Here is a 25,767-nt window from a genome sequence, read left to right on the forward strand (position 1 = left end):
GATTCCCCAGATAGCTAATTGATCGTTGTTTCCGTCTGCAGCACTTGCCGTTCGCGCTCGCGGATGCGGCGCGACAGATTGTCGATGCGCGCATTGCCCGGATCGACGCGGCGCGCGCTTTCCAGATACGTCTTGGCCGCATCGAACTTCCCTTCCAGCAAAGAACGCTCGGCATCGCGCAAGAACGATTGCGCCATCTCGTTGCGCATGGCTGCGCCGCTATCGACGGGCGACGTTTCCGGCGGACGGCGTTCGGCCACCGCTGAACGTTCGACCGCGCGCGCGGGCGCAGGTTCCGCTGGCACGGCGCGGGCCGGTGCCGTTTCCACCGGCGCCGGGGCAGGCTCCGCGGCCGCCGACAGCGCCTGCACGTCGGCCTTCAACTGCGGCAATTCCAGCGCTTCGCGGTCGATCGCTTCCAGCCTGGCGATGCCATTCCTTGCCGCCGTCGCATCCTTGCCGTCCAGCGCCTGGCGCACTCCCACCAGCACGGACGCGGCTGCCGCCTGCTGGCGCGCCAGCTGTTTGCGCAGGGAATCCACGCTGGCAGCGCCCGCGCAATCGGCGTCGAGCGCGGCAATGCCCCTGGCCGCGCTTTGCAACTGATGGCCATCAATGTTGCGCTCGATACCGCGCACGCCGCGCTGGCAACTGCCCGATGCGGCGCCAGCCTTGCCGATGGCCGCCTGCAAGTCGTCCGCCTTGGCGCTGGACTTGCCCGTACACACATTCTTCGCCGTCGCCAGCTTCTGGCGGGCGCCGTCCAGGCTGCCATTCGCCACCAGTTGCAAGCCACTGTCGATGGCGTCATTGCAGGCCGACTCATTCTTTCCGCCCGGCTTGCCATTCATGTAGACGATGACGGCTGCCAGCACGGCAATACCGCCCAGCCAGCGCAGCCACTTGCGTGGCGGTGGCGGTGCTTCGGTTGACGCAGGTTGAGCTGCCGGCACGGGCTTCGGCACGGCTTTCGGCTGGGCCGGCTTCGGCGGCGCTGGCGGCGGCACGGCAGCCGGCGCGGACACCGGCACCGGCGGCGGTTTCGGCGTCGGCACAGGCGCCACAGGCACGGGCGGCGGCTTGGGAGCTACCGGCGGGGGCGCTGGTACCGGCGCGGGAACAGGCAGCGGCGGCGGCACGGCCGCAGCTGCCCGGACAGCGCCAGCCACCGCGTGACCACAGTACGGGCAATGGCTGACAACGGTCCACAGGCCCGTCTTGCATTTGTTGCAGATATCCAAAACTAATCCTTCATTCCAACGTCATTCCAGCGTTCACAGAGGCGGCGGCATCAACGGTGGCGGCGCGCCGAGGAACAAAGGCGCCAGTTCGGGGAACTGGGCCAGGTCGGCCCAGGCCGGCAAGCCGGCGCGCCACACCTTGGTGGTGCTTGGTGCGACTTGCCCTGCCTGCACGTACTGCACGATCTGCTGGGCCGTGAACGGTCCCTGCTGCTGGCCGTTTATACCCAGGAAATACTGGTATTCCACCAGCGGCGGCGGCATGCCGCCCAGCGGTGGTGGCATGCCGAACGCGATTGCCGCCGGGGCAGCGGCCGCACCTGCCGGGCGCAGCAATTGCTCGAGGCGCCCCGCTTCCAGCATTTCCGCCTTGATCGCATATTTCAGGCGGGGCTGGCCGTCCGCTTCCGGCTCGCGCACTTCCCAGTCGTAGGCATCGCTGTCGGAGTCGCCGATGACGTTCGCCCACTCCTTCAGGCGTCCCAGCAAGGCTTGCACCGTGTGGTCGAGCTCGTCGCTGGCCATGCCCTTGCGGCGCGCCGACTCGCGCAGGCGCGCGCCCACTTCGGCGGAAATGGCGCTGCCAAAACCGATGTACGGCAGCTGCGAGCCATCGGCTTGCGCCACCAGCTTGGGCGCATACACGCCCCGCTCGTAGTATTTTGCCAGCGCGGCCATGGCCGCCGTCTGCACGGCATCAAGCGCCGTCAATTTTTCTTCGATGCGCAGGGCGATATTTTTCTCGTACGAGGCAGGCATGCCGTTCTGGCGGATGGCCCGTTCATTGCCGATACGGCGCAAATCGCCCGGTTCGACGGCAAACTGGTACTGGCCCGGCGGCACGACCCGGCCCGTGTGGCGTGTCAGCACGCCCAGCATGATCGCTTGCAGGAATTCGCCGAAGTCTTCGGCCAGGCGCTTCATCTCGTCCGTGTTCGGCGCGATCGGGTGCGTGAATTGCGTCGGATCGATGTGCGTGTGGGTCGGCGCCTTGTCGTTGTCGCCTTCCTTGCGGTAACTGGTGCGCCAGCCTTCCAGGCCGCGCAGCACCGTCATCGGCACGCCGGCCAGTTCGCAATAGCAGACGGCGCGCCCGCGGATGCCCGTCTCGACGATTTCCAGCTGGCTCACCGTGATGCCCACCTGGGTCGGCACGCACGATTCGAGCTCGGCGCCGAACTTCGCCTTGAAGGCGGCCGCGTTGGCCACGCCGATCACGCACTTGAACTGGTCCGACACGACCGTGAAATCACCCGCCATGTTGGCGTCGATCCACGGCATGGAGCAGGCCAGCAGCTTGCGGAAACGGTCCAGGCGTTCGGACACATCCATCTGTTCCAGCGCTTCGAACAGCGGGTCGGGCGTACTCGTCGCCCCTTCGGCCAGGCCAGCCGTGGCGATCATGTTCTCGGCCATGCGCGTGACCTTGGCCAGGATCAAGCCCCGCTGCGCCGGTTCGCCCAGCATGGGAAACAGCGCTTTCGAGCCGCCCATGTCCTTGAACGCTTCATCGGCCCACTGGCGCAAGGTGGCCGCCGATGGCAGCGCGATGTCTTTTTCCGTGACGGGAATGACGATCAGGGTCGCGTGTTCCTTGTCCAGGTCCTTTTGCAGGATGGTATTGGCCGTCTTCAATTCCGCCAGCATGGCCAGCACGCCTTCGCGGCCCGTTTGTAGCTCGCCCACGAGGCCATTCCACTGCGCGCGGCCTTGCGCGTCGACGCCGATACGGTTGCCCAGCCAGCGCGACAGCTCGCCCAGCAGCAGCACGGACTCGTCCGCCGCCTTGGCGCGCAGATGGAATTTCAGCGCATTCGCCATTTCCGTGCGCAGATGGTCCATCACCACGCCCGCCTGCTTTTCGCCATTGCTGAGGAAGCCGAAGGTGCTGCGCGTCTGCTCCAGGTTGTTCAGCAGGCGCTCGTATTCGCGCGAGCGCACGGCTTCCTTGATTTCACGGTAACGCTCGGCATTGTTGCCGATCTGCGCCGTCAAGCCGCTGCCCGGCGCCTCGATGCGGTCCTTGATCTGTTCCACCAGCGACAGCACGTATTCGAGGCCGCCGAATTCCTTGTTGTCCAGGTAGCCATACAGCTGGTCGCGCACGACTTTCTTGACGTCTTCCAGCACTTCGCGGCGCCGCTTGCTGATGCGGTCTTCCGTCGTGTCGGCCGTGGAATCCTGGTCGCGCACGGCGTCGCGTTCCAGGTGCTTCATGGCGTCGCGCACCTGCGCCGGCCATTCGCTGCGGTCAAAGCCCGTGCGGATATCGTTGATGCGCGTATTGACGCGGTTTTCCACGCCGGCCAGCAAGTGGCCATGGCGGTCTTCCAGCAATTCGTCGACGACGCGGAAATCGATGAAGTCGCCGCTGGAGCGCTTCAGTTCGATGCTCTTGTCGGAAAACTCGGGGAAGTCGCTGAAGGGCGTGCCCTTCAGGAACATATTGGCGGAGAGGAAATTGTCGCGCTGCGTATCCGTGGCGCGGTTGGCGCCCGCATCCGTACCGCCCACGCCAAAGAACGCTTGCAGCATGGCGCCGGCCCAGCGGTGGGCCCGCTCATCGCGCGCCGCTTCCTGGCGCGTATCGAGCACGGCCATGCCGAACGAGGAAAAGCGCTTCGAGAAATACAGGCGCATGTCGCCGAAGCGGTCTTGCGGCACGGGCGCGTTGTACAGCGAGTTCTTGTGCTGCGCCTGGTTGACGGCGATCGAACGCTTGGCGCGCGCGAAGTCGGCCGAGGCGAAATCCTCGAACAGCGAATCGGCCACCATATGGTAGACGTCGCTGACATCCTTGGTGTGCTGCTGGGCAAGGTTGCCCGAATCGATCAGGTAAACCTCGCTGTACGGCTCGCGCGTCAGTTCCGGGCGGTCATAGGCATCCCAGCGGCCCACATAGCCCTTGTTGCCCATCATGGCCGATTCCAGTTCCATCAGCGCCGCGTAGCCGTTGGCTTCGACCCGGTCCTTGTTGGCCTTGGTGTAGCCGGTCGGCAAGAACAGCATCAGCTCGACGTCGGCCGCGCCCACTTCGCTGCGCGCCAGCCAGCGCGCCAGCAAGCCCATGTCGAGGAAGGAACCGGAACCCGTGCCGCCCGCCACGGAACCGACGATGACGATGCGGAAACGGTTCGTTTCCATGCGCAAACCCAGTTCGGCCAGCTGGCGCTCGTGCGACAGGCCCGCCTTCAGGGCTTTCAGTTTCAAACGGATCTTGTCGCGGATCTTGGCATACTTGTCGAAGAAATACAGGCGCGAGACGGCGCGGATCTGGCCCGCGCCGCTGCTCATGTCGAAACGCAGTTCGCGGATACGCTGCGGCGTCAGCGGCAGCCATTCCTTAATGTGCGGATACTTCTCCAGGGAATCTTCATCGCGGCTGTACTTGTCCATGTCGAACGATTCGACCACCTTGTCGTCGTCCGTGAACTTCACCTGGTCGAACTGCAAGTCCTTCGCCTGCGACTCGCCGCTTTCGATCACGGCGCCATTGTCGAGGTCGAAATGGATGAATTGCGCAATGGGAAAGTCGGCCAGCCCCTCGATGCGCGTGCGGTTGCCCGCGCCGCCCCACAAGGTGTTGAGGATGCGCCGGCGCACGCGCATCAGCACCTGCATGCCCGTGCCGCCGATGCCGATGAACAGGGTCGGGCGCAGTTCGATGATCTTGTCCTGCTTGCGCTCGCTGGCGCCGCCGGTGATGGTTTGGTTCAGGTTCTCTGCCATGGTGATTCCTTCGATGATGCGTGCAACGGCGTGTTCTTAGCGGCGGCTGGAGGTAAATGTCAGCAACAGGGCAACCAGGCCCACCAGCACCAGCGGTCCCATGAACAGTGGCGCAAGGAATTTATGCGCGTTCACGGCGGCCAGCACGACACCGGTCGCCAGGCTGGCCAGGAAGATGAACAGCCACCAGCCCGAGGCATTGGCCTTGTTCGGCGGCACGCGCTTGGCCACCAGGCCATTCGCGTAGGCATTCTTGGCAAAGAAAAAGGCGATAAACAGCAGCAACAGCACCACGCCGCCGACCAGGGTGTCGCGCGACGAGGTATCGGTCGTCCCGGCCGCATCGAACGCGGGCGCCGGTTCCGTGGTGGCCGTGGCGGTGGCTGCGCTGGCCGCGGGTGCGTCCATGGCCGGCGGTGCGGATGCCGGGGCCGTTACCGGGGCCGGCAAGGTAAAACCTGCGTTGTCTTTTGGAGTGTCTTGCGCCATGGTATGCCTCTGTTAAATGGAAGGAATTTTTAAGGAATCTGTGTTCAGGCCAGGGTCAAGGTATGGCCTTCGGCCACGCGCACGACGGCTGGCTTGCCGAGGCCCCGTTTGAGTTCGCCAATGTCGCGGCCGTCATCATCGCGGATCTGCACGCTCTTGAACGGTTTTAATAACACTTGCCGCTGCACGCCGTCGGCCAGCACCTTGTAGCGCGTGGCGCGCGTGCCGACCAGGCCCAGCGCCAGCAAGCCCAGCACGAGCGCCAGCACGCCGCCCAGTATCACCAGCACGGGCAGCAGCGGATACTGTATGCGCACCAGCAACGGTATCGTTGCCTGCGACGCGCGCACGCTGTCGGGCGGCGTAAACATGCTGGATATCGGGTCGCCAGGGAACAATTCCTGCAAATCCTTGCCAAAGCTGGACGCCAGCGCCAGCCGCTGTTCCGACAGGCCCACCTGCGCCTGCATGGGCAGCATCACCTGCTTGCCCATGGCGGCGATCGCCTGCGCCGACCACGGCGACGGAATTTGCGCCATCGGCAGCGCGAACTGTACCAGCACGGACTGGCTGGCGCCCGGCTGCAACTGGCGGATTTGATCTGGCGCAACGTGCAAGGGCGCGTTCTGCCCGGCCAGGCTGGCGTGCACCCTGGCGCTGTCGATCACGTACGGGAAAAACATGTTTTGCAAGGACGCCTGCAGCACCACTTGCGGCACCAGGTTCGCCGCATCGACGTCGAGCACGATGGTGCGCCCGTCGCGGCCCAGGCTGGCGTGTACGTTGGCGCTGTTCTTGACGGACTGGGGCACGATGCGCACGGCATCCTGGTCCACCGGTTTCAGGCGCGCGGGCGGGCGCGTCAGCACTTGCGACAGCCGCCCTTCGGCCAGGATGCGGGTCAACGCCTCGGACGCCGGCTGGCCATACGCCAGCGCATACACCATCAAGCCCCTGGCGCTGTACAGCTTGCCCTGCACGGGCATGCGCAGTGGAAACACCACCGTCTTGGTGATCGACGGCTCCAGATGCAGCAAGCGGTAAAAGTCGCGGTTGCGCTCGGCCGTCTGGCTGTCGTTGTTCGGGCTGTTCTTGTTATTCGTAAAGATCCACACGATGCCGGACGCGGACTGGAACGGCCCCGTGATGGTTTTTGTCACGGCTTCCTGGAAATCCGTGTCGGCCAGCGCGCCGCCGGCGCTCTTGCGCGCCAGGCCGAGATTGGCCAGCTGTCCCGCCACGCCGGCGCCGCCCTGCCCTTGCCCCAGCAGCGACGGCGACACGTGCGCGCCGCTGCTCTGGCTGAAGGCCAGCGTGTAGACCTTGTCGGACGGGCTCGTCGCGGCCTGCGCCACGGCGCCCACCAGGGCTTTCAGTTGCGAATGCTCATCCGTGTAAAACGGCTCCATCCAGCCCGAGTTTTGCACGAGAAACGCTTGCTGGATGCCGGCCGCCTGCACGCTGGCGGTGGCGAAGGCGAAGGAGAGGAAGGCGGCGCCGGCCGCGATCAGGACGCGTGCTTTCATGCCTGCAAGGCCCAGCCATCGATGCGCGACAGCAGCGGGTGATACGCCCACAAGGTGCCTTCATGGACAAACAGGCGCACGCGCCACGGCTCGCTGACGGCAAAGGTATGAAACACGGTTTCGCGCAACTCGTCGTCCTGTACCAGCTGGGCCGCCAGGCGCTCGTTCGAACGCAGCACGCTCGACAGGCCGGCGCTGGTGGCAAACTTCACGCCAAAGACGCTGCTGCCGGCACCCGATTCCAGCAAGGGCATGACAGCCTGGTTCTTGCCGCCATCGTCGCCATGTTCCGGCTCTTCCCACGGCGCTGTTTTCAGCTTGGTGGCGAAGCGGTAATTGAAGCTGCCCGAACACAGCCGCGGCGCCAGCGCATCGGCCCGTTCGGACTGCGCGCCCAGTTTCACGTAGACATAGGTGCCGCGGCCACGCTCGAAGCACAGCTGCCACAGGCCGCCGTCGCGCGACACGTACGGGCTGCCGAATTCGAAATGCGGCACCAGCCCTTCGGGCCAAGGCGTAAACGAAGCGGCCACGTTGCCGTCCGGCTGCAATTGCAGGCGCAACTGGCCATTGGCGCAGGGCCACACGGCCATGCGGTTGTAGGCCACGGGCGCGCTGACGGTACCCAGCTCAACCACGCCGTCGAGCAGCACGTCGCTGCCCGGCTTTTGTTGCGCGTCAAGGTTGACGAAGCGGATGCGGCCATCGTCGTCGCGCAGCGGCGCCCACAAACGGTTCTGGAACCAGACGGGCGCGGCCGCGCAAGGCGCGTCGCCCACGTGCTCGACCACATAGGTCAGCGAAGGCACGTCGGGACGGATGCAGGCGAGGCCATGGCTGGTCGGCAAGACCAGCACGCTGTTGAACTCAGGTACCAGCTCGGCGCGCCAGGCGCCGTGGGCCAGGTCCGATTCGGCCAGCAAGCTGCCATAGTCGGGGTCCAGCGCCAGCCAGCGTTTCGAGGCGGGCAGCCAGGCGTGCAAGACGGCCTTGCGCGGGTCGAGCGCCAGCAGCGCAGGCGCGCTGGTGCCGAACTGCGCGGAAAAGAATTCGTATTCGCCGGGCGGCGGCATGGGCAGCGAGGCATCGGCCTGCGCATGCTCTTCGCGGGCGCGCTGGTCGGCCAGTTTCAGGGGCACGCTGGCCTGGCGCAAGCCGGCCGGGCCCGCTGGCGGCACGTCGCTGACGGGATATGCGCCGTAGGGCGGCACCCAGGGCGGCGTGGCGGCCGTGTCGGGCGGCACTTGCAAGGCCGCGCCCGAGGCGGGGTCGAACGCAAATTCAGGCGGAAACTGGCGCACGGGCGCACCGGCGGCTGCGGGCAAGCGCCGCGCATGCATCAGCTTGCCGATATCGGCATGGCTCACCAAGGGCGAGACGTTCTGGCCGTCCGCGCTGCGCTGCATGCTCCACGCGCCATCGTCATCCACGTGCCAGGCGCCGGAGGGCAGTGGCCAATCCCCAGAAGTTTTATGATCCATTTATTTTCTATGACAAGCAATGCATTCAGACGGTGGAACGTGCTGGGGCTGACGAAACGAGGTCGCAGCCCTGGCAGTTCTCATAGTAACGTCTTTTTATCTGTATGGAAACATTGACGAGCTTCCTCAGCCCTGCTGCGTCCGCACTTTCGTCAACAGCTTGGTGGTCGAACGGTCGTGCTCGAAATCGATGGCCACGGCCTGGCCGCCATACGCCAGCACGGCCTTGCCTTCCGGAATGGCCGCCATGTCGTAGTCGCCGCCCTTGGCATAGATTTCCGGTTCGACCTCCTGCACCACTTCCAGGGCGCTGTCTTCCGAGAACGGCACGACCAGGCTCACCGCTTCCAGGGCAGCCAGCACGGCCATGCGGTCTTCGCAGCTGTTCAGGGGGCGGTCATCGCCCTTGCCCAGGCGTTTCACTGAAGCATCGGTATTCACGGCAACGATCAGCGAGGCGCCCAGCGCGCGCGCCTGCGCCAGATACGTTACGTGGCCACGGTGCAAAATGTCGAACACGCCGTTCGTCACCACCACCGGTTTCGGCAGGGCCGCGGCGCGGGCGCGCAGTTCGTCACGGCCGCACAGTTTGTTTTCAAAATCAGGCATGGATATCTCTTGTTGGGTTAAATAGGGTGACGATACGGTCACGCTCAGGCGTGACTATCGCCTTGGATGCCGCCGGCATCCCGGCGCCAGGCATCGATCAAGGCCACGACTGCCGGGTCCAGCCCTTCTTCGGCGATGCGATCTTGCCGGTAGTAAATCATCAGCGCATACACGCCGGCCAGGCGGCTGACGGACGGCGACAGCGCATATTCATTGCCGCGCGCCGGTTGCCTGGCACGCCAGTAATTGATTGCCGCTTCCAGCGCCTGCAGGTGCAATTCCATCGCCATCTCCCTTCGCTGCCCGGTCCCGCATTATAGGGGGCGATCCGCTACAATACGCCATCGGCGCCACAGTTTCACGTTTGCGCCACCTTTCATTCATTGCAAGTAAGCACTTCCTGTGTTTCAATCAACCTATGACACTGACTGAACTGAAATATATCGTTGCAGTCGCGCGAGCGAAGCACTTCGGCCATGCCGCCGAAGCTTGCTTCGTTGCCCAGCCCACCCTGTCAGTGGCCATCAAGAAACTCGAAGACGAATTGGGCGTGGTCCTGTTCGAACGGGGCGGCGCGGAAATCTCCGTCACGCCACTGGGCGCGCAGATCATTGCGCAAGCCGAGCGCGTGCTGGAACAGACGGCCGCCATCAAGGAACTCGCCAAGCAAAACAAGGACCCGCTGGCCGGCCCCCTGCGCCTGGGCGTGATCTACACGATCGGCCCCTACCTGCTGCCGCCGCTGGTCAAGGCCATGATAGACCAGGTACCGCAGATGCCCTTGATCTTGCAGGAAAACTTCACGGTTCGCCTGCTCGAATTGCTGCGCCAGGGCGAACTGGACGTGGCCATCATGGCCCTGCCCCTGCCCGACCACGGCATGGCCATGCAGGAACTGTATGACGAACCGTTCGTCGTCGCCATGCCGCGCCAGCATCCGTGGACGGCGCGCGACAAAATCGCCGCGCAAGACTTGAAATCGGAAACCATGCTGCTGCTGGGCAATGGCCACTGTTTCCGCGACCAGGTGCTGGAAGTGTGCCCCGAAATGGCGCGTTTTTCCTCGCCCGGCAACGGCATGCAGCGCACCTTTGAGGGTTCCTCGCTGGAAACCATCCGCCACATGGTGGCCAGCGGCATCGGCCTGACGGTCTTACCGCGCGCCTCCGTTGCCAATATGCACGCCACCGACGGCATGCTCGAATACCGGCCCTTCGCCGCCCCCGTGCCATCGCGCCGCGTGGTGATGCTGTGGCGCAAGAGCTTTACGCGCAAGGCCGCCATCGACGCCCTGTGCGCGGCCATCGCCAGCTGCAACTTGCCGGGCATTACGCCGCTCTGCGAGGACGAAGACTAGCGCCCCAGGCGCAAAATAGTACATTTACATACTATTTGCGATAATCGACCTTTCTCTTCAACAAGATCGAGTCTTCCATGAACAAGCTGGCGCTGTATTTCCGCCTGATACGGCTGGACAAGCCTATCGGTACCGTATTGCTGCTGTGGCCTACCCTGTGTGCGCTGTGGCTGGCGCAGCAGGGCGTGCCGGACTGGCGGCTGCTGCTGATCTTTACTCTTGGCACTTTCCTGATGCGCTCGGCAGGCTGCGCCATCAATGACTACGCGGACCAGGATATCGACAAATTCGTCAAGCGCACGGCCGAGCGTCCCATCACCAGCGGACGCATCAGCGGCAAGGAAGCGCTGGCCGTGGCTGGCGTGCTCACCGTGCTGGCCTTTTGCCTGATCCTGCCCCTCAACGCGCTGACCAAGCAGTTGTCGGTGGCCGCCGTCATCATCGCCGGCACCTATCCCTATTTCAAGCGTTTCTTTGCCATCCCGCAAGCGTATCTGGGCATCGCCTTCGGCTTCGGCATCCCCATGGGCTTTGCCGCCATCACGGATGCCGTGCCCGCCGTCGCCTGGCTGCTGCTGCTGGGCAATGTCTTCTGGGCCGTGGCCTACGATACGGAATACGCGATGGTCGACCGCGACGACGATCTGAAGATCGGCATCAAGACCTCGGCCATCACCTTTGGCCGCTACGACGTGGCCATCGTCATGGCCTGCTATGCCGTTTTCCTGCTGCTGTGGCTGGCATGCGGCTGGTACCTGGGCTTGCGTTACTGGTTCGTGGCGGGCTTGCTGGTGGCGGCCGGCTGCGCCGTTTACCACTACACCCTGATACGCGCACGCGAGCGTATGCCGTGTTTTGCGGCATTCCGGCATAATAACTGGCTAGGAGCGGCGGTGTTTGCGGGCGTGGTACTGGACTTTGCTTTCCGCTAAGCAAAAACCCTTGCGCCGCGGCAGCCCTTGAGGCGGCGCAAGACAGGCCTGGCCGCAGCTGCCTACACTGGTATTTCACTGTGCAGTTTCACTTCCATGAGGTAATACATGAGCTCGATACATACCGGAAAATCCAGCAGCGACAGCATCCTCGCCGACGCCGACAAGGCCCGCGACAAACTGGTCGGCGACCTGAAAACCGTCATCAATGAAGCGGAAGGCTGGCTCGATGGCGCCAAGGATCAGACGGGCGAGAATGTCAAAGCCGTCAAGGACAAGTTCATCGCCACCCTGGAAACGGCCAAGAAAGACTTGATCAAGCTGGAAGAAGATTTGCTCGAACGTACCAAGCAGGCGGCCAAGGCCACCGATGAATACGTGCAGGACAATCCATGGAAAGCCGTGGGCGCGGGCGCCGTCATCGGCGTGCTGTTCGGCCTGCTGCTTTCCTCGTCACGCCGCTAGATAGTAACGACGCAGTACCGACGGCGCAGGCCGTCTCCTGACGCGAAAGGCAGCATATGGCTATCTTGCACCATGTCGCCCAAGTCGCAGCGACCCTCGCCGCCATCGTCCAGACCCGTCTGGCCCTGGCGGCCGTGGAAATGGAAGAAGAGTCGCTGCGCTTCCTGTCCTATCTGGCGCTGGCCATGCTGGCACTGCTGTGCCTGTTTGTCGGCCTGGTCTTGATCGTGTTCCTCGTCATCGTGCTGTTCTGGGATACGCACCGCATCGCCGCCATCGCCATCACGGCCGCCGTCTTCATCGGCGCCGCCATCGCCACCCTGCTGGGCGTGCGCGCCAGTTTCCGCAGCAAGCCGAAACTGCTGTCCTTCACACTTTCCGAACTGAACAAAGACCTGGACGAGCTGCAACTGCTGGCGCGCCGGGGATCGGAGCGGCCATGACCACGCATCCCACCAAGTTATCGCATGTGCACACGGCCGCCAGCCTGGCGCAGCGGCGCGACGCGCTGCTGGCCGAATGTGCGCTGCAGCGCCTGGCCCTGGGCGTGCAGACGCGCCAATTGCTGGAGCCTTTAACGGGCGGCAATCTGCGCCACACCCTGGCCACGCGCTTTAAAATTCCCCTGATGATAGGGGGCGCCGTGCTGGGTTTGCTGCTCGTGCGCCCGCGCCGTTTCCTGCCGCTGCTGCGGGCCAGCGGCGCGCTGCTCAAGCACGCCACCACCGCCATGCCCGTCGTGTTGGCCCTGGCGCGGCGGTTCAGCAAGAAAGAAACGCCGCCGTAAACTATTTTTTTCCTGGCTGCATCCAAATGGCCAGCCCATGCGTAGTAATGGTATCAACCAGCCGGTTGAGCCAACTACCAGGAGTTCGCCATGCTTGCCACCATCGCCCCACGCCATACCGCCCCTTCGCTCACCGTGCTGTGCGCCGCCCTGCTCGTGGCCGCCTGTGCCCCCATGAGTGCCCGCTATTCGCAGGAACAATTACCGAATGCCGTCAAGGTGCCCGTTGGCCACCAGGTAGCCATGCAAACGGTGGGCGTGGGCAAGATCGCCTACGAATGCAAGGCCAAAAAAGACATGACGGGCCATGAATGGGTCTTCGTGGGCCCGGACGCGGCTCTGAACGACCGCAGCGGGATGCAGGTTGGCACGTATGTCGGTCCACCCGCCACCTGGGCCAACCTGGACGGCTCGAAAGTGACGGCAACGCAAGTGGCCGTGGCGCCGGCCGGCGCCGGCAACATCCCGTATCAGCTGGTGAAAGCCAACCCGGCCACGGGCAGCGGCGCCATGCAGGGCGTCAGCTACATCCAGCGCGTGGCCACCAGCGGTGGCGTGGCGCCAAGCAGCCCCTGCGGCATGGAAAGCATCGGCACCAAACAATGGGTGCCCTATCAAGCCGACTACATTTTCTGGAAGGCCGCATAAATCAGTGAAAGCGACGGTTGGCAAGCGGGTTTCTGGCCTATACTCGGCCTTGAAAACTTGCTAACCGTTTACTCTTGACGATTGCGCCAACCTTGCCAACGCTAGCCGCCCCTTACGATTACGATGCCGCCCTGCGCGCCTGCGCCCGGGGCGAGCAGCAGGCATTGCACGGTTTGTACCAGCAGGAAAGCCGCTACCTTCTGGGCGTGGCCCTGCGCATCGTGCGCCAGCGGTCCCTGGCCGAAGACGTGCTGCACGACGCCTTCCTGAATATCTGGCGCCGCGCCGGCAGTTTCGACGCCACGCGCGGCAGCGGCAAGGGCTGGATCTATGTGGTGGTGCGGCACCAGGCGCTGGACATGGCGCGCGCCCGTGCCCATGAACTGTCAGCCGACGAGGATACCGTGGAAACCCTGCTGCACCAACGCCAAGGCCACGACGCGGGCGAGGCCTATGCCGACCAGGCGGATCTGGGCAAGCTGCACGATTGCCTCGGCCACCTGGATGAAGCCAAACGCAATAGCATCCTGTACGCCTACGTCGATGGCTGTTCCCACAGCGAAATCGCGCAGCGCCTGCAAGCGCCGCTGGGGACCGTCAAAGCCTGGGTCAAGCGGGGCCTGGCCGCCTTGCGGGAGTGCATGGGATGATCAACAGCGACGAGGAATTGCACAGGCTGGCCAGCGAATATGTGCTGGGCACCCTGGAACTGGCCGAACGCGCGGAAGTGGAACAGCGCTTGCCGCGAGATGCCGCCTTGCGCGACGCCGTCGATGCCTGGGAACAGCGCTTGCTGCCATTGACCACCCTGGCGCCGCCCGAAACGCCCTCGGCGCAACTGTGGCCGCGCATCAGCGCCAGCCTGTTCACGCCGAAAGCCGTACGGCAGGCGGGCGGCTGGCAAGCGTGGTGGAACAGCCTGGCCTTCTGGAGACTGCTGGCCGGCGGCGGCCTGGTGGCGACAGCTGTGCTGGCCGTGCTGGTCAGCGTGCAACTGCAAGCGCCGGGCGGACCCGGTTATCTGGTGGTGCTGGTGGCGCCGCAGGATAAATCGCCGGGCTGGATCGTGCAGGCGGGCGGACGCGGCGGCAAGAACCGCGACCTGAGCCTGATCCCGCTGGGCCCGACAAACGTGCCGCAGCAAAAAGCCCTGCAATTCTGGACCAAGGGCAAGGATTGGGGCGCGCCTGTCTCGCTGGGCCTCGTCAAGCCGGGGCAAAGCCTCAAGTTGACCCTGGATAAGCTGCCGCCGCTGCAAGCCGATCAACTGTTTGAAATCACCCTGGAGCCGGAAGCGGGCTCGCCAACGGGACGGCCGACAGGACCGATTTTATATATAGGCCGCGCCGTCAAGGTGATCTAATTACTTCGACAGCTCGTCACCCATCTCGCGCCCCCGTTGCGCGGCCGCCTTGATGCCCTTGACGATGGCCGCTTTCACGCCGCTCTCTTCCATGCTGGTGAGCGCCGCATACGTCGTGCCGCCTTTCGACGTGACGCGCTCGCGCAGCAAGGACACGGGCTCGCTGGAATTGGCCGCCAGCTGCGCGGCGCCCGTAAAGGTGGCAATCGCCAGCTGGGTGCCCTGCTCGGGCGTCAAGCCCAGTTCGGCGGCAGCCTGCTGCATCGCCTCGATAAAGTAAAACACATAGGCGGGACCGCTGCCCGACACGGCCGTGACGGGGTCGATCTTGGCTTCGTCATCGAGCCAGACGGTCTGGCCGACGGCGCGCAGAATGGCGTCCGCCATCTTCTTCTGTTCCTCGCTCACGCCGCTGCTGGCCACCATGCCCGTGATGCCCATGCCGATCAGGGCCGGCGTATTCGGCATGCAGCGCACGATGGCGGGGTAGTCGCCGAGCCAGCGCGACAGGTCGGCCGCGCGGATGCCGGCCGCGATCGACAGGATCAATGGCGCCCTATCCCCGTCGAGGAAAGGCAGCAACTGGGCCGCCACTTCGCGCATGCTTTGCGGTTTCACGGCCAGCACGATCACGTCCACGCCGCGCAATGCCTCGCCGGCGGAAGCCGCCGTCGTGACGCCGAATTGCGCCTGCAGTTTTTCCAGCGCCGGCGGGTGCGGGTCGATCACGTGGATATTGCCGCCCAGGGTCAATTTGCCCGCCAGGCCCGCAATCAGCGCCGCCGCCATGTTGCCGCCGCCTACAAAGGCGATATTCAATTCTGTCGTCATGGTTATGCTTTCTGTCAATCAGTTAGGAATAGTTGCGGGAGCCGAAGATGGCGCTGCCCACGCGCACGATGGTGGCGCCCTCGAGCACGGCGGCGCGCAAGTCGGCCGACATGCCCATCGACAGGGTATCGAGCGCCAGCCCTTCGGCATTCAATTGTTCGTACAGCGCGCGCAATTGCGCAAAGGCAGCGCGCTGAAGCTGGAGCTCCGTTTCCGGCTCGGGGATGGCCATCAGGCCGCGCAAACGCAAGCGCGGCAGCTGCGCCACGGCGCGCGCCAGCGCCGGCAATTCGGCCGGCGTCACGCCGCTCTTGCTAGCCTCGCCGCTGATATTGACTTGCAGGCAGATATTCAGGTCCGGCAAGCCTGCCGGGCGCTGTTCGGACAGGCGCGCGGCGATCTTTTCCCGTTCCACCGTGTGCACCCAGTCGAAATGCTCGGCGATGGGGCGCGTCTTGTTGCTCTGGATGGGGCCGATGAAATGCCAGGCCGGTGCTTGCTGCGGTGCGGCTTCCTTCACAAAGGCAATCTTGTCGAGCGCTTCCTGCAGATAGTTTTCGCCAAACGCCGCCTGGCCCGCGCGCATGGCTGCCAGCACGGCATCCGCGCCGAAGGTCTTCGAGACGGCCAGCAGGGTCACGTCGGCCGGCGCGCGCTGCGCGTCAGCGGCGGCCTGCGCAATACTGTCGCGCACGGCTTGCAAGTTCTGTTCGATTGTGGACATAATCATTTTCTAGTGTATAGGGGCGGCGGCACAGTGCGCCAGCCCATCAATGCAGGCACAGGGATTATAAATGGACATCTCCGAACTACTCGCTTTCTCCGTCAGCAACAAGGCTTCCGACTTGCACCTGTCTTCCGGCCTGCCGCCGATGATACGGGTCAACGGCGACGTGCGCCGCCTGAACGTGGCGCCGCTCGAGCACAAGGAAGTGCACAGCATGATCTACGACATCATGAACGACAGCCAGCGCAAGGCGTATGAAGAAGCGCTGGAATGCGATTTCTCGTTCGAGATTCCCGGCCTGGCTCGCTTCCGCGTCAACGCCTACAACCAGGAACGCGGTGCCTCGGCCGTGCTGCGCACGATTCCGTCGAAAGTGCTGACCCTGGAAGAACTCAACGCCCCGCGCATCTTCGGCGAGTTGGCCATGCGCCCGCGGGGCCTCGTGCTGGTGACGGGACCGACGGGCTCCGGCAAGTCGACCACCCTGGCTGCCATGGTGAACCACGTCAACGAGCGCCTGAACCACCATATATTGACCATCGAAGACCCGATCGAATTCGTGCATGAACCGAAGAAATGCCTGATCAACCAGCGCGAAGTGGGCTCGCACACGCATTCGTTCAGCAATGCCCTGCGCTCGGCCCTGCGCGAAGACCCCGACGTGATTTTGGTGGGCGAATTGCGCGACCTGGAAACCATCCGCCTGGCGCTGACGGCGGCCGAGACGGGCCACCTCGTGTTCGGCACCCTGCACACCTCGTCGGCGGCGAAATCCATCGACCGCATCATCGACGTCTTCCCCGCCGAGGAAAAGGAAATGGTGCGCGCCATGCTGTCCGAATCCTTGCAAGCCGTCATTTCGCAGAACTTGCTGAAAACCAAGGATGGCGCGGGCCGCGTGGCCGCGCATGAAATCATGCTGGCCACGCCGGCCGTGCGCAACCTGATCCGCGAAGCGAAAGTGGCGCAAATGTATTCGGCCATCCAGACGGGCAGCAATGTGGGCATGCAGACCCTGGACCAGTGCCTCACCGACCTGGTGCGGCGCGGCACGATCTCGGCGGAAACAGCCCGTTCGGCCGCCAAGGCCCCCGAAAACTTCCCCGGATAAGCCATGCAGACGACGCACGAACACTATGGCGCCATGCACGTGCTGCTGGCGCAGATGCGCGCACGGGGCGGCTCAGACCTGTTCATCACGGCCGGCTTTCCGCCCGCCATCAAGCTCGACGGCAAGCTGATGCCGCTGGCGGAAGGCGCGCTCGACGCGCAGCAATCGGCCGGCTACGTGCGCGCCGTCATGAACGAACGCCAGGCGGCCGAGTTCGCGTCCAGCCGCGAAGCCAATTTCGCCATCAGCCCGGAGGGTCTCGGACGTTTCCGCGTATCCGCCTTCGTGCAGATGGGCCAGGCAGGCATGGTCTTGCGCTTGATCAATACCGCCATCCCCACCCTCGATGGACTGGGTTTGCCCCCCATCCTGCAAGACATCGTGATGAGCAAGCGGGGCCTCGTCATCATGGTGGGCGCCACGGGCTGCGGCAAGTCGACCACACTGGCGGCCATGGTGGGCCACCGCAACGCGCACAGCCACGGCCACATCATCACCATCGAAGACCCCGTGGAATTCATCCATCCGCACGGCAACTGCATCGTCACCCAGCGCGAAGTGGGCGTCGATACGGACGACTGGGCCACGGCCCTGAAAAACACCCTGCGCCAGGCGCCCGACGTGATACAGATCGGAGAAATACGCGACCGCGACACCATGGACCACGCCATCGCCTTTGCCGAAACGGGCCATCTGTGCCTGGCGACCTTGCACGCGAACAACGCCAACCAGGCGCTGGACCGCATCATCAATTTCTTCCCCGAAGAGCGGCGCCAGCAATTGCTGATGGACCTGTCGCTCAATTTGAAGGGCATGATTTCGCAGCGATTGATTCCCAGCAAGGAAGGCGGCGGGCGCAAGGCCGCGCTGGAAATCCTGCTCAACTCACCGCTGATGAGCGACCTGATCTTCAAGGGCCAGGTGCACGAGATCAAGGAACTGATGAAAAAATCGCGCGAGCATGGCATGCAAACCTTCGACCAGGCCCTGTTCGACCTGCACGAAGGGGGAGCCATCAGCTATGAAGACGCGCTGCGCAATGCGGACTCCGTCAACGATCTGCGCCTGACGATCAAACTCAAGGGCGCAACGGCGCCGGAACCGCCCCCGCAAACGGGCGCCACCAAACTGGGACTCCTCTGACATGACCAGCATCCACGATTTCCAGGCCGAGGCGCTGGACGGCTCGCCGATCGACCTGGCGCAATACGAGGGCAAGGTGCTGCTGATCGTCAATACGGCCAGCGCCTGCGGCTTCACGCCGCAGTACCAGGGGCTCGAAGCGCTGTACCGCGAATTCCACGACCAGGGCCTGGTCGTGCTGGGTTTTCCCTGTAATCAATTCCGCCAGCAGGAACCGGGCTCGAATGCGGAGATCGGCGCCTTTTGCGAGAAAAACTTCGGCGTCACCTTCCCCCTGTTTGCCAAGGTCGACGTGAATGGCCCGCATACCCATCCCCTGTTTGCGCAATTAAAACAGGCGGCGCCCGGCATATTGGGCACGCAATCGATCAAATGGAATTTCACCAAGTTTTTGGTGCGCAAGGATGGCAGCGTCTTTCGCCGCTATGCGACGGCCAGCAAACCGGCAAGTCTGGCAGCCGACATACGGCAATTGCTACAGGAGTGAAAAATGCAATACTTTGATTTAAGACAACAATCATGCGAAATCTATAAAACCGTATTTATTTCATGCCTGATATCAATATTGTGTTTCAAATAGCAAATATCGGTGATAATGTTTACATAATTATTCGCAGATATCGATCAAAAAACGATGCCAGTCTTTGGGAAAATATTATCTTCATGGATGCGGATGGGTAGTTATTCCCGCCTCTTCATCCCTATTACCTTCCTGATACTCGCCGTTTCCGCTGTACGCTATCACGCCCTGCTGGGTACGGAAACGGCGCTGGCCAATGCGCGCTACCAGAGCGACGCCCGGCAACTCGACCTGTTCCTGGCCAATAGCGTGCTGCCGCTGGCCGTGCATACGGACCGGCATGCGATGCACGACAGCGTGCAGCAAGCGCTGCGCAGCGCCCTGCCACTGAACCGCAGCCTCGCCTCCGTGCGCTGGGATACGGCTGGCGCGCATGTCGAAGTGCTGGCTGACAACAAGCTGAGCGATGCGCTGGCCGACGGCGTGCCGGCGTGGTTTGCGCGCCTGGCGGGCATGGCGGCCATCCGCAGCCGCCTGACGGTGGCGCTGCCTGACGGCGGCGACGGCATCCTCGACCTGCACTACACGCCCGGCCGGCCCCTGGCCCAGGTGTGGCAAAGGGTGCGCGAGCAGGCCGTGCTCAGCACCATCAATATCGTCCTCGTCTTCCTCCTGCTGGGCTTGATCCTGGCCTCGCACCGCAAGCTGCTGGCGCGGCTCGTGCAAGCGACGGACCGCTTTCGCGATGGCAACTTCGCCGTACGCCTGGCGGCTGGCGCCACACCCGAGGCGCAAGCCGTGTCGCAGTCGTTCAACGGCATGGCCGGCGATATCGAAGAACTGCTGACTTCGCTGAAAACCAGCCAGCGCCAGCTGGGCGAACAGCTGAACGAAACCGTGCACATGCAGCAGGCGCTGCAAAAGCTGTCCTGGCAAAACTACAATGACGTGCTGACGGGTCTACCCAACCGTGCCGCGCTGGCCGCACGCTTCGAGCAGGAACTGTTCCTGGCGCGCGAACGCCAGCGCCTGCTGGCCGTCTGCCTGTTCGACCTCGACCATTTTCAGGCCATCAACGACCGCTACGGCGCAGAAGCGGGCGATGAAATCCTCAAGCAGGTGGCCGGTCGCCTGCACGCCTTTACGGGCCAGATCCATTACGCGGCGCGCCTGGGCGGCGATGAATTCGTCTTGCTGCTGTGCGGCCAGGCCAGCATCGCCAGCATCGAACAGAACATCACCCAATTGATGCAGGAACTGAGCCGCCCCTATCATTGCGACCAGCAGGCGCTGCACATGACGGCCAGCGTCGGCATCGCCGTCTACGCGGGCAAGGACTTGAATACGGAAAGCCTGCTGCGCCACGCCGACCACGCCGTCTACCAGGCCAAGCTGACGGGGCGCAACCAGTATCACTTCTTCGATACCAATCTCGATGAGGAAGTGCGTACCCACCACAACCAGCGCACGGAAGTGCGCCAGGCCCTGATCAATGGCGAACTGCGGCTGTACTACCAGCCCAAGGTGAATATGCGCGCCGGCACGGTGGTGGGCATGGAAGCGCTGCTGCGCTGGCAGCATCCGCGCCGCGGCGTGCTGGCGCCCGCGCAGTTCCTGCCGCTGGTGGAACAGACGGATTTGATCATCGACATCGGCGAATGGGTGCTGCGCCAGGCCCTGTGGCAGATGCAGCGCTGGGTCGCGTGCGGCAAGCACTGGGTGGTCAGCGTGAATATCGCGGCGCGCCACTTCCAGCAACCGGACTTCGTCTCGCGCCTGGAAACCATTCTCGATGAATTTCCCGGCGTGCGCGCCAGCATGCTGGAACTGGAAATCCTCGAATCGTCGGCCCTGCACGACATCGAAGACGTGCGCCGCATCATCCGCGCCTGCCAGGCGCTGGGCATCACGTTCGCGCTCGACGATTTCGGCACCGGCTACTCGTCGATGTCGTATCTGAAACGCCTGCCGGCGAATATCGTCAAGATCGACCAGAGCTTCGTGCGCAACATGCTCAACGACCGCGACGACCTGCACCTGGTGCGCGCCGTCATCGGCCTGGCCCGTTCCTTCAGCTTGACGGTGATCGCCGAAGGCGTGGAAAGCGTCGAGCATGGCGCGCGCCTGATCCAGCTGGGCTGCGACCTGGCGCAAGGCTACGGCATCGCCCGCCCCATGCCGGCCGACGCCGTGCTGGAGTGGGCCAACAATTTCATCCCTGCGCCGCAATGGCGCATCGCGCAATACAACGAAGTGCCTATTTGACCGGGGTCAAGGCGAAGTCGATCAATTCGATCCAGTGCCGCACGGGGGTCTCCGTGCCCGACTGCAGGTGGCTCAGGCAGCCGATATTCGCCGACACGATCATCTCCGGCTCGCACGCTTCCAGGTTCGCCACCTTGTTGTCGCGCAGCTGCTGCGACAGTGCCGGCTGCAGGATCGAATACGTGCCCGCCGAACCGCAGCACAGATGGCTATCCGCGCACAGGCGCACGTCGACGCCGACGGCACGCAGCACCTGCTCCACCTTGCCGCGCACCTGCTGGCCATGCTGCAGGGTGCATGGCGGGTGGTACGCCACTTTTTTGCCGATGCGCCCTTTCAGCAGCGCCACCAGTTCCGCTTCGAAGGCCGGCATGATCTCGGACAAATCGCGCGTCAGTGCGGCGATGCGCCGCGCCTTCTCCGCATACTGCGCATCGTGCGCCAGCAGGTGGCCATATTCCTTTACCGTGGCGCCGCAGCCGGACGCCGTCATGACGATGGCTTCCGCGCTGTCGACATACGGCCACCAGGCGTCGATATTGCGGCGCATGTCGTCCAGCGCCGCTTCCTGGTCGTTCAAATGGTGGCGCAGCGCGCCGCAGCAGCCCGCCTTCGGCGCGACGATCAGCTGCACGCCGAGCGCGTCGAGCACGCGCGCCGTGGCCGCGTTGATGTTCGGTGACATGGCCGGCTGCACGCAGCCGTCGAGCAGCAGCATGGTGCGCGCGTGCCGGCGCGCCGGCCATGCGCCAGCGGCGGCGCCGGGTCGCAATTTATCCTGCAAGTTTTTCGACAGCAGCGGCCGCAGCGCCTGCCCCGCCTTGTACACGGGCGTAAACAGCCAGCGGCGCGGCAAGGCTTCCTTCAGGGCGAAGCGCAAGGCCCGTTCGCGCAAGGGCCGCTGCACGCGCTGCTCGACGACGCTGCGCCCGATGTCGACCAGGCGCCCGTACTGCACCCCGGACGGACAGGTGGACTCACAGTTGCGGCAGGTCAGGCAGCGGTCCAGATGCGTCTGCGTCTTGGCGGTGACGGGCGCGCCTTCGAGCACTTGCTTGATCAGATAGATGCGCCCGCGCGGGCCATCGAGTTCGTCGCCCAGCAGCTGGTAGGTGGGACAGGTGGCCGTGCAAAAGCCGCAATGCACGCAGGCGCGCAGGATGGCTTCGGCTTCGTCGCCTGCCGGCGTATTCTTGATGAAATCGGCGAGATTGGTTTGCATGCGCGCTCAATACATTCTGTGCGGGTTGAAGATGCCGGCCGGGTCGAAAGCCTGCCGCAGGCGCTGGTGGATGGTGGCCACGGCCGGCGCCAGCGGGTGGAACACGCCCACGGCCTTGTCGCCGCCGCGGAACAGGGTGGCGTGGCCGCCGGCGGCCGCCACGGCCTGGCGGATGTGCCGTGCGCCATCGGCATCGGCGCCGCCATCGAGCTTCAGCCAGCGCTGCGCCCCGCCCCACTCGATCATCTGGCGCCCCTTTAGAATCATGGCGCTGGCGTGCGGCGGCAACGACAAGCGCCACAGGCTGCCCGCGCCAGTAAAGAAATCGTGCGTTTGCTCGCGCACGGACAGCCAGAAGGCGGCCGCGTCATCGGCTGCCAGCAGCTCGCCTTTCAAGGATTGCAGGGCCGCAGACACGGCCGCCTCGGCGCCGGACAGGCGCACCGTCAACACGCCGTCATGCCAGCAGCTGGCCGATATCGGCAGCGGCTTGCCAGCCCATTCATTGAGCATGCGCAAGGCGGCGATTTCCGCACAAGCCACGCGAAACGTCGCTTCGCGCAGCGGCAAGGGCAGCACTTTCAGCGACACTTCCAGGATCAGGCCCAGGGTGCCCAGGGACCCCGCCAGCAGGCGCGAGACATCGTAGCCGGCCACGTTCTTCATGACTTGCCCGCCAAACGCCAGGCGCTCGCCATGGCCATCCATCAGCACGGCGCCCAGCACAAAGTCACGCAAGGCTCCTGCGCTGGCCCGGCGCGGGCCGGACAAGGCGCTGGCGACGACGCCGCCCACCGTGGCGTCCTGGCCGAAATGGGGCGGCTCGAATGCCAGCATCTGGTTGCGCGCGGCCAGCGCCGCCTCGATTTCCGCCAGCGGCGTGCCGCAGCGGGCCGTGATCACCAGCTCCGTCGGTTCATAGTCGATGATGCCCGCATACGCGCGCGTATCGAGCACCTCGCCATCGAACTGCTGGCCATACCAGTCTTTCGTGCCGCCGCCGCGCAGGCGCACGGGACTGCCCGCCGCGCTGGCCGCCAGGATCCGCTGCCTGAATTGTTCCGCTATCGCTTGCAAAGGGGTCTCCGGAAAATTAAAAACGGGGCAGGTTGGCGAACGGCAGCCGCCCCGCCGTCACATGCATCTTGCCGAATTCGGCGCAGCGGTTCAAGGTGGGAATCGCCTTGTCCGGGTTCAGCAAGGCGTGGGGATCGAAGGCGCGCTTGACGGCAAAGAAGGCATCGAGTTCGGCGCGCGTAAACTGCACGCACATGGAATTGATCTTTTCCATGCCCACGCCATGTTCGCCCGTGATGGTGCCGCCCACGGCCACGCACAGGGCCAGGATGTCCGCGCCAAACGCTTCGGCGCGCTCGAATTCGCCGGGCATGTTGGCATCGAACAGGATCAGGGGATGCAGATTGCCGTCGCCCGCGTGGAACACGTTCGCGCAGCGCAAGCCATGCGTCGTTTCCATGCCGGCGATACCCGTCAGCACTTCCGCCAGGCGCTTGCGTGGAATGGTACCGTCCATGCAATAGTAGTCGGGCGAGATGCGCCCGGCGGCGGGAAAGGCGTTCTTGCGGCCGGACCAGAATTTCATGCGCTCCGCTTCCGACTGCGAGACGGCGATGGCGCTGGCGCCCGCCCCTTCCAGCACGGCCGTCATGCGGGCGATTTCCTCTTCCACTTCCTCGTGCGTGCCGTCCGCTTCGCACAGCAAAATGGCGGCCGCGTCGATGTCGTAGCCGGCCTTGACGAATGGTTCGACCATGCGCGAGGAGGTCCGGTCCATCATTTCCAGCCCGGCCGGGATAATGCCGGCCGCGATCACGTTGGCAACCGCATTGCCGCCCGTGACGACGTCGTCGAACGATGCCATGATGACCCTGGCCGTGGCCGGTTTCGGTATCAGTTTCACGGTCACTTCCGTGACGATGCCCAGCATGCCTTCGGAGCCGATGAAGACGGCCAGCAGGTCGAGGCCCGGAGCGTCCAGGCATTCGCCGCCCAGTTCCAGCACGTCGCCATCGATGGTGACGATGCGTACGCGCAGCACATTGTGCACGGTCAAGCCGTATTTGAGGCAATGCACGCCGCCCGAGTTTTCCGCCACGTTGCCGCCGATGCTGCAGGCGATCTGCGAGGAAGGATCGGGCGCGTAATACAGCGCGTGGGGCGCCGCCGCTTCGGAAATGGCCAGGTTGCGCACGCCCGGCTGCACCACGGCCGTGCGCGCATACGCATCGACGCGCACGGTGCGGTTCAAACGCGCCGTCGACAGCACCACGCCGTCGGCGATCGGCAAGGCGCCGCCCGACAAGCCCGTGCCGGCGCCGCGCGGCACGATCGGCACCTTCAACGCGCGGCAGACGCCGAGGATGGCGATGACCTGTTCTTCCGTGTCCGGCAAGGTCACCACCATCGGCAGCTGGCGGTAGGCGGCCAGGCCATCGCATTCATACGGGCGCGTATCTTCCGCGTCGGACAGCACGCAGCGTGCCGGCAGCACGGCCAGCAGGGCCGCGACGACGGCTTGCTGGCGCGCGGCGGTCAATCCGGATTCAGGGGCAGCATTGAGCATAAGATGGAGGGAAAATGGGCATGGGCGTGCAACGATTGTAAGCACAAAAGTGGCGCGCGCCGCATTTTTTGTCCGATTTGCCCGCAAATCCGGGGCCAGGCGGCGCGCAGTGTCGTATGCTGCCCCCATTCTTCTTTACAGGATCGACATCATGGGCAACCGACTTTCGAAAATCGCCACGCGCACGGGCGACAATGGCAGCACCGGCCTGGGCGACGGCAGCCGCACCAGCAAGGACAGCGCCCGCATCCACGCCATGGGCGACGTGGACGAACTCAATTCGAACCTGGGACTGCTGCTGTGCGAAGCCATGCCCGACGCATTGCGCGACGAGCTGGTGGCCATCCAGCACGATCTGTTCGACCTGGGCGGAGAAATCTGCATCCCCGGCTACCAGCTGATCAAGGAAGAGCACGTGCTGCGCCTCGACGACCTGCTGGCGAAATACAATGCGGACTTGCCGGCCTTGAGTGAATTCATCCTGCCGGCCGGCTCGCGCGCCGCTTCGCTGGCGCATGTGTGCCGTACCGTGTGCCGCCGCGCCGAGCGCAGCATCGTCGCGCTGGCCAATGCGGAACCCCTCCACGAACATCCGCGCCAGTACGTGAACCGTCTGTCGGACCTGCTGTTCGTGCTGTCGCGCGTACTCAACCGCTTTGCCGGCGGCAGCGACGTGCTGTGGCGGCATGACCGCACGCGGGGATGAGATAAAAAACGGCGATGCCTGTCAAACCGCA

Annotated in this window: 25 protein-coding genes; 13 read left to right on the plus strand and 12 right to left on the minus strand. The window is 64.3% G+C overall.

Features of this window, described 5'->3' with window-relative positions:
• Nucleotides 1–14: 14 nt before the first annotated feature.
• The 7 genes from JAB1_RS01120 to JAB1_RS01150 all read right to left on the minus strand — a co-directional run bounded on the left by JAB1_RS01120 (nt 15) and on the right by JAB1_RS01150 (nt 9,359).
• Entirely contained in the window at nt 15–1,241 is a 1,227-nt protein-coding gene (locus JAB1_RS01120; RefSeq protein ID WP_139144404.1) for a hypothetical protein, read from the minus strand.
• Between the two features lie 33 nt (nt 1,242–1,274).
• Nucleotides 1,275–4,970 (minus strand): tubulin-like doman-containing protein, encoded by a 3,696-nt coding sequence (locus tag JAB1_RS01125; protein ID WP_052140367.1) that lies wholly within the window; start codon nt 4,968–4,970, stop codon nt 1,275–1,277.
• 36 nt (nt 4,971–5,006) lie between these two features.
• Nucleotides 5,007–5,459, minus strand: a complete 453-nt coding sequence (locus JAB1_RS01130; RefSeq protein ID WP_070278200.1) for a hypothetical protein — start codon at nt 5,457–5,459, stop codon at nt 5,007–5,009.
• 44 nt (nt 5,460–5,503) lie between these two features.
• The gene (locus JAB1_RS01135; RefSeq protein ID WP_070278202.1) at nt 5,504–6,985 is read right to left on the minus strand and encodes a hypothetical protein; all 1,482 of its coding nucleotides are present in this window, start codon (nt 6,983–6,985) and stop codon (nt 5,504–5,506) included.
• Nucleotides 6,982–8,466 carry a hypothetical protein gene (locus JAB1_RS01140; RefSeq protein ID WP_139144405.1) on the minus strand — a complete coding sequence of 495 codons (1,485 nt, stop codon included), beginning with the start codon at nt 8,464–8,466 and terminating at the stop codon, nt 6,982–6,984. Before JAB1_RS01140 ends, JAB1_RS01135 begins: the two co-directional genes overlap by 4 nt.
• Nucleotides 8,467–8,592: 126 nt before the next feature.
• Nucleotides 8,593–9,075: a D-glycero-beta-D-manno-heptose 1-phosphate adenylyltransferase gene (rfaE2, locus tag JAB1_RS01145; RefSeq protein WP_070278206.1), complete on the minus strand. Its 483-nt coding sequence runs from the start codon at nt 9,073–9,075 to the stop codon at nt 8,593–8,595.
• A gap of 44 nt (nt 9,076–9,119) precedes the next feature.
• The gene (locus tag JAB1_RS01150; protein WP_034785368.1) at nt 9,120–9,359 is read right to left on the minus strand and encodes a DUF3717 domain-containing protein; all 240 of its coding nucleotides are present in this window, start codon (nt 9,357–9,359) and stop codon (nt 9,120–9,122) included.
• Between the two features lie 134 nt (nt 9,360–9,493).
• Here JAB1_RS01150 and JAB1_RS01155 point away from each other — a divergent pair, with 134 nt between their 5' ends.
• The 8 genes from JAB1_RS01155 (at nt 9,494) to JAB1_RS01190 (ending at nt 14,627) form a co-directional block, all read left to right on the plus strand.
• Entirely contained in the window at nt 9,494–10,432 is a 939-nt protein-coding gene (locus JAB1_RS01155; protein ID WP_034784860.1) for a hydrogen peroxide-inducible genes activator, read from the plus strand.
• 77 nt (nt 10,433–10,509) lie between these two features.
• Nucleotides 10,510–11,364, plus strand: coding sequence for a 4-hydroxybenzoate octaprenyltransferase (ubiA, locus tag JAB1_RS01160; protein ID WP_034784859.1), 855 nt, complete (start codon nt 10,510–10,512; stop codon nt 11,362–11,364).
• Between the two features lie 108 nt (nt 11,365–11,472).
• Nucleotides 11,473–11,829, plus strand: a complete 357-nt coding sequence (locus JAB1_RS01165) for a DUF883 family protein (protein ID WP_034784857.1) — start codon at nt 11,473–11,475, stop codon at nt 11,827–11,829.
• Between the two features lie 56 nt (nt 11,830–11,885).
• On the plus strand, nt 11,886–12,272 hold the full coding sequence (locus JAB1_RS01170; protein WP_034784855.1) for a phage holin family protein: 387 nt from the start codon (nt 11,886–11,888) through the stop codon (nt 12,270–12,272).
• Nucleotides 12,269–12,616 (plus strand): hypothetical protein, encoded by a 348-nt coding sequence (locus tag JAB1_RS01175; RefSeq protein WP_034784854.1) that lies wholly within the window; start codon nt 12,269–12,271, stop codon nt 12,614–12,616. Before JAB1_RS01170 ends, JAB1_RS01175 begins: the two co-directional genes overlap by 4 nt.
• A gap of 90 nt (nt 12,617–12,706) precedes the next feature.
• The gene (locus tag JAB1_RS01180) at nt 12,707–13,264 is read left to right on the plus strand and encodes a DUF3455 domain-containing protein (protein ID WP_070278208.1); all 558 of its coding nucleotides are present in this window, start codon (nt 12,707–12,709) and stop codon (nt 13,262–13,264) included.
• 92 nt (nt 13,265–13,356) lie between these two features.
• A complete protein-coding gene (locus JAB1_RS01185) occupies nt 13,357–13,914 on the plus strand; it encodes a sigma-70 family RNA polymerase sigma factor (protein ID WP_034785367.1) in 558 nt (185 codons plus the stop codon).
• On the plus strand, nt 13,911–14,627 hold the full coding sequence (locus JAB1_RS01190; RefSeq protein ID WP_070278210.1) for an anti-sigma factor: 717 nt from the start codon (nt 13,911–13,913) through the stop codon (nt 14,625–14,627). The genes JAB1_RS01185 and JAB1_RS01190 overlap by 4 nt, the downstream gene beginning before the upstream one ends.
• Here JAB1_RS01190 and proC read toward each other — a convergent pair whose 3' ends face one another.
• Nucleotides 14,628–15,458: a pyrroline-5-carboxylate reductase gene (gene proC, locus JAB1_RS01195; protein WP_070278212.1), complete on the minus strand. Its 831-nt coding sequence runs from the start codon at nt 15,456–15,458 to the stop codon at nt 14,628–14,630. It abuts the gene before it with no gap.
• Between the two features lie 22 nt (nt 15,459–15,480).
• The gene (locus JAB1_RS01200; RefSeq protein ID WP_070278361.1) at nt 15,481–16,182 is read right to left on the minus strand and encodes a YggS family pyridoxal phosphate-dependent enzyme; all 702 of its coding nucleotides are present in this window, start codon (nt 16,180–16,182) and stop codon (nt 15,481–15,483) included.
• Nucleotides 16,183–16,252: 70 nt separating this feature from the next.
• On the opposite strand from JAB1_RS01200, the gene JAB1_RS01205 reads away from it, so the two are divergent.
• The 4 genes from JAB1_RS01205 (at nt 16,253) to JAB1_RS01220 (ending at nt 21,224) form a co-directional block, all read left to right on the plus strand.
• Entirely contained in the window at nt 16,253–17,296 is a 1,044-nt protein-coding gene (locus tag JAB1_RS01205) for a type IV pilus twitching motility protein PilT (protein ID WP_070258779.1), read from the plus strand.
• A gap of 3 nt (nt 17,297–17,299) precedes the next feature.
• Nucleotides 17,300–18,439, plus strand: a complete 1,140-nt coding sequence (locus JAB1_RS01210; protein ID WP_275527759.1) for a PilT/PilU family type 4a pilus ATPase — start codon at nt 17,300–17,302, stop codon at nt 18,437–18,439.
• A gap of 1 nt (nt 18,440) precedes the next feature.
• Nucleotides 18,441–18,926 carry a glutathione peroxidase gene (locus JAB1_RS01215; protein WP_070278215.1) on the plus strand — a complete coding sequence of 162 codons (486 nt, stop codon included), beginning with the start codon at nt 18,441–18,443 and terminating at the stop codon, nt 18,924–18,926.
• A gap of 186 nt (nt 18,927–19,112) precedes the next feature.
• Complete coding sequence (locus tag JAB1_RS01220) at nt 19,113–21,224, plus strand: EAL domain-containing protein (protein ID WP_070278218.1); 2,112 nt, start codon at nt 19,113–19,115, stop codon at nt 21,222–21,224.
• On the opposite strand, the gene glcF is transcribed toward JAB1_RS01220, so the two are convergent.
• From glcF to JAB1_RS01235, 3 genes are read right to left on the minus strand one after another with little or no spacing between them, the layout of a single operon-like run.
• Complete coding sequence (gene glcF / locus JAB1_RS01225) at nt 21,217–22,446, minus strand: glycolate oxidase subunit GlcF (RefSeq protein WP_070278220.1); 1,230 nt, start codon at nt 22,444–22,446, stop codon at nt 21,217–21,219. The genes JAB1_RS01220 and glcF overlap by 8 nt on opposite strands.
• A 6-nt stretch (nt 22,447–22,452) precedes the next feature.
• The gene (glcE, locus tag JAB1_RS01230) at nt 22,453–23,523 is read right to left on the minus strand and encodes a glycolate oxidase subunit GlcE (protein WP_070278222.1); all 1,071 of its coding nucleotides are present in this window, start codon (nt 23,521–23,523) and stop codon (nt 22,453–22,455) included.
• Between the two features lie 16 nt (nt 23,524–23,539).
• Nucleotides 23,540–25,030, minus strand: coding sequence for an FAD-linked oxidase C-terminal domain-containing protein (locus JAB1_RS01235; protein ID WP_070278224.1), 1,491 nt, complete (start codon nt 25,028–25,030; stop codon nt 23,540–23,542).
• Nucleotides 25,031–25,181: 151 nt separating this feature from the next.
• On the opposite strand from JAB1_RS01235, the gene JAB1_RS01240 reads away from it, so the two are divergent.
• Nucleotides 25,182–25,736 carry a cob(I)yrinic acid a,c-diamide adenosyltransferase gene (locus JAB1_RS01240; protein ID WP_034784827.1) on the plus strand — a complete coding sequence of 185 codons (555 nt, stop codon included), beginning with the start codon at nt 25,182–25,184 and terminating at the stop codon, nt 25,734–25,736.
• Nucleotides 25,737–25,767 lie beyond the last annotated feature (31 nt).

Source organism: Janthinobacterium sp. MP5059B (assembly GCF_001758645.1).
GTDB classification, from domain to species: domain Bacteria; phylum Pseudomonadota; class Gammaproteobacteria; order Burkholderiales; family Burkholderiaceae_D; genus Janthinobacterium; species Janthinobacterium lividum.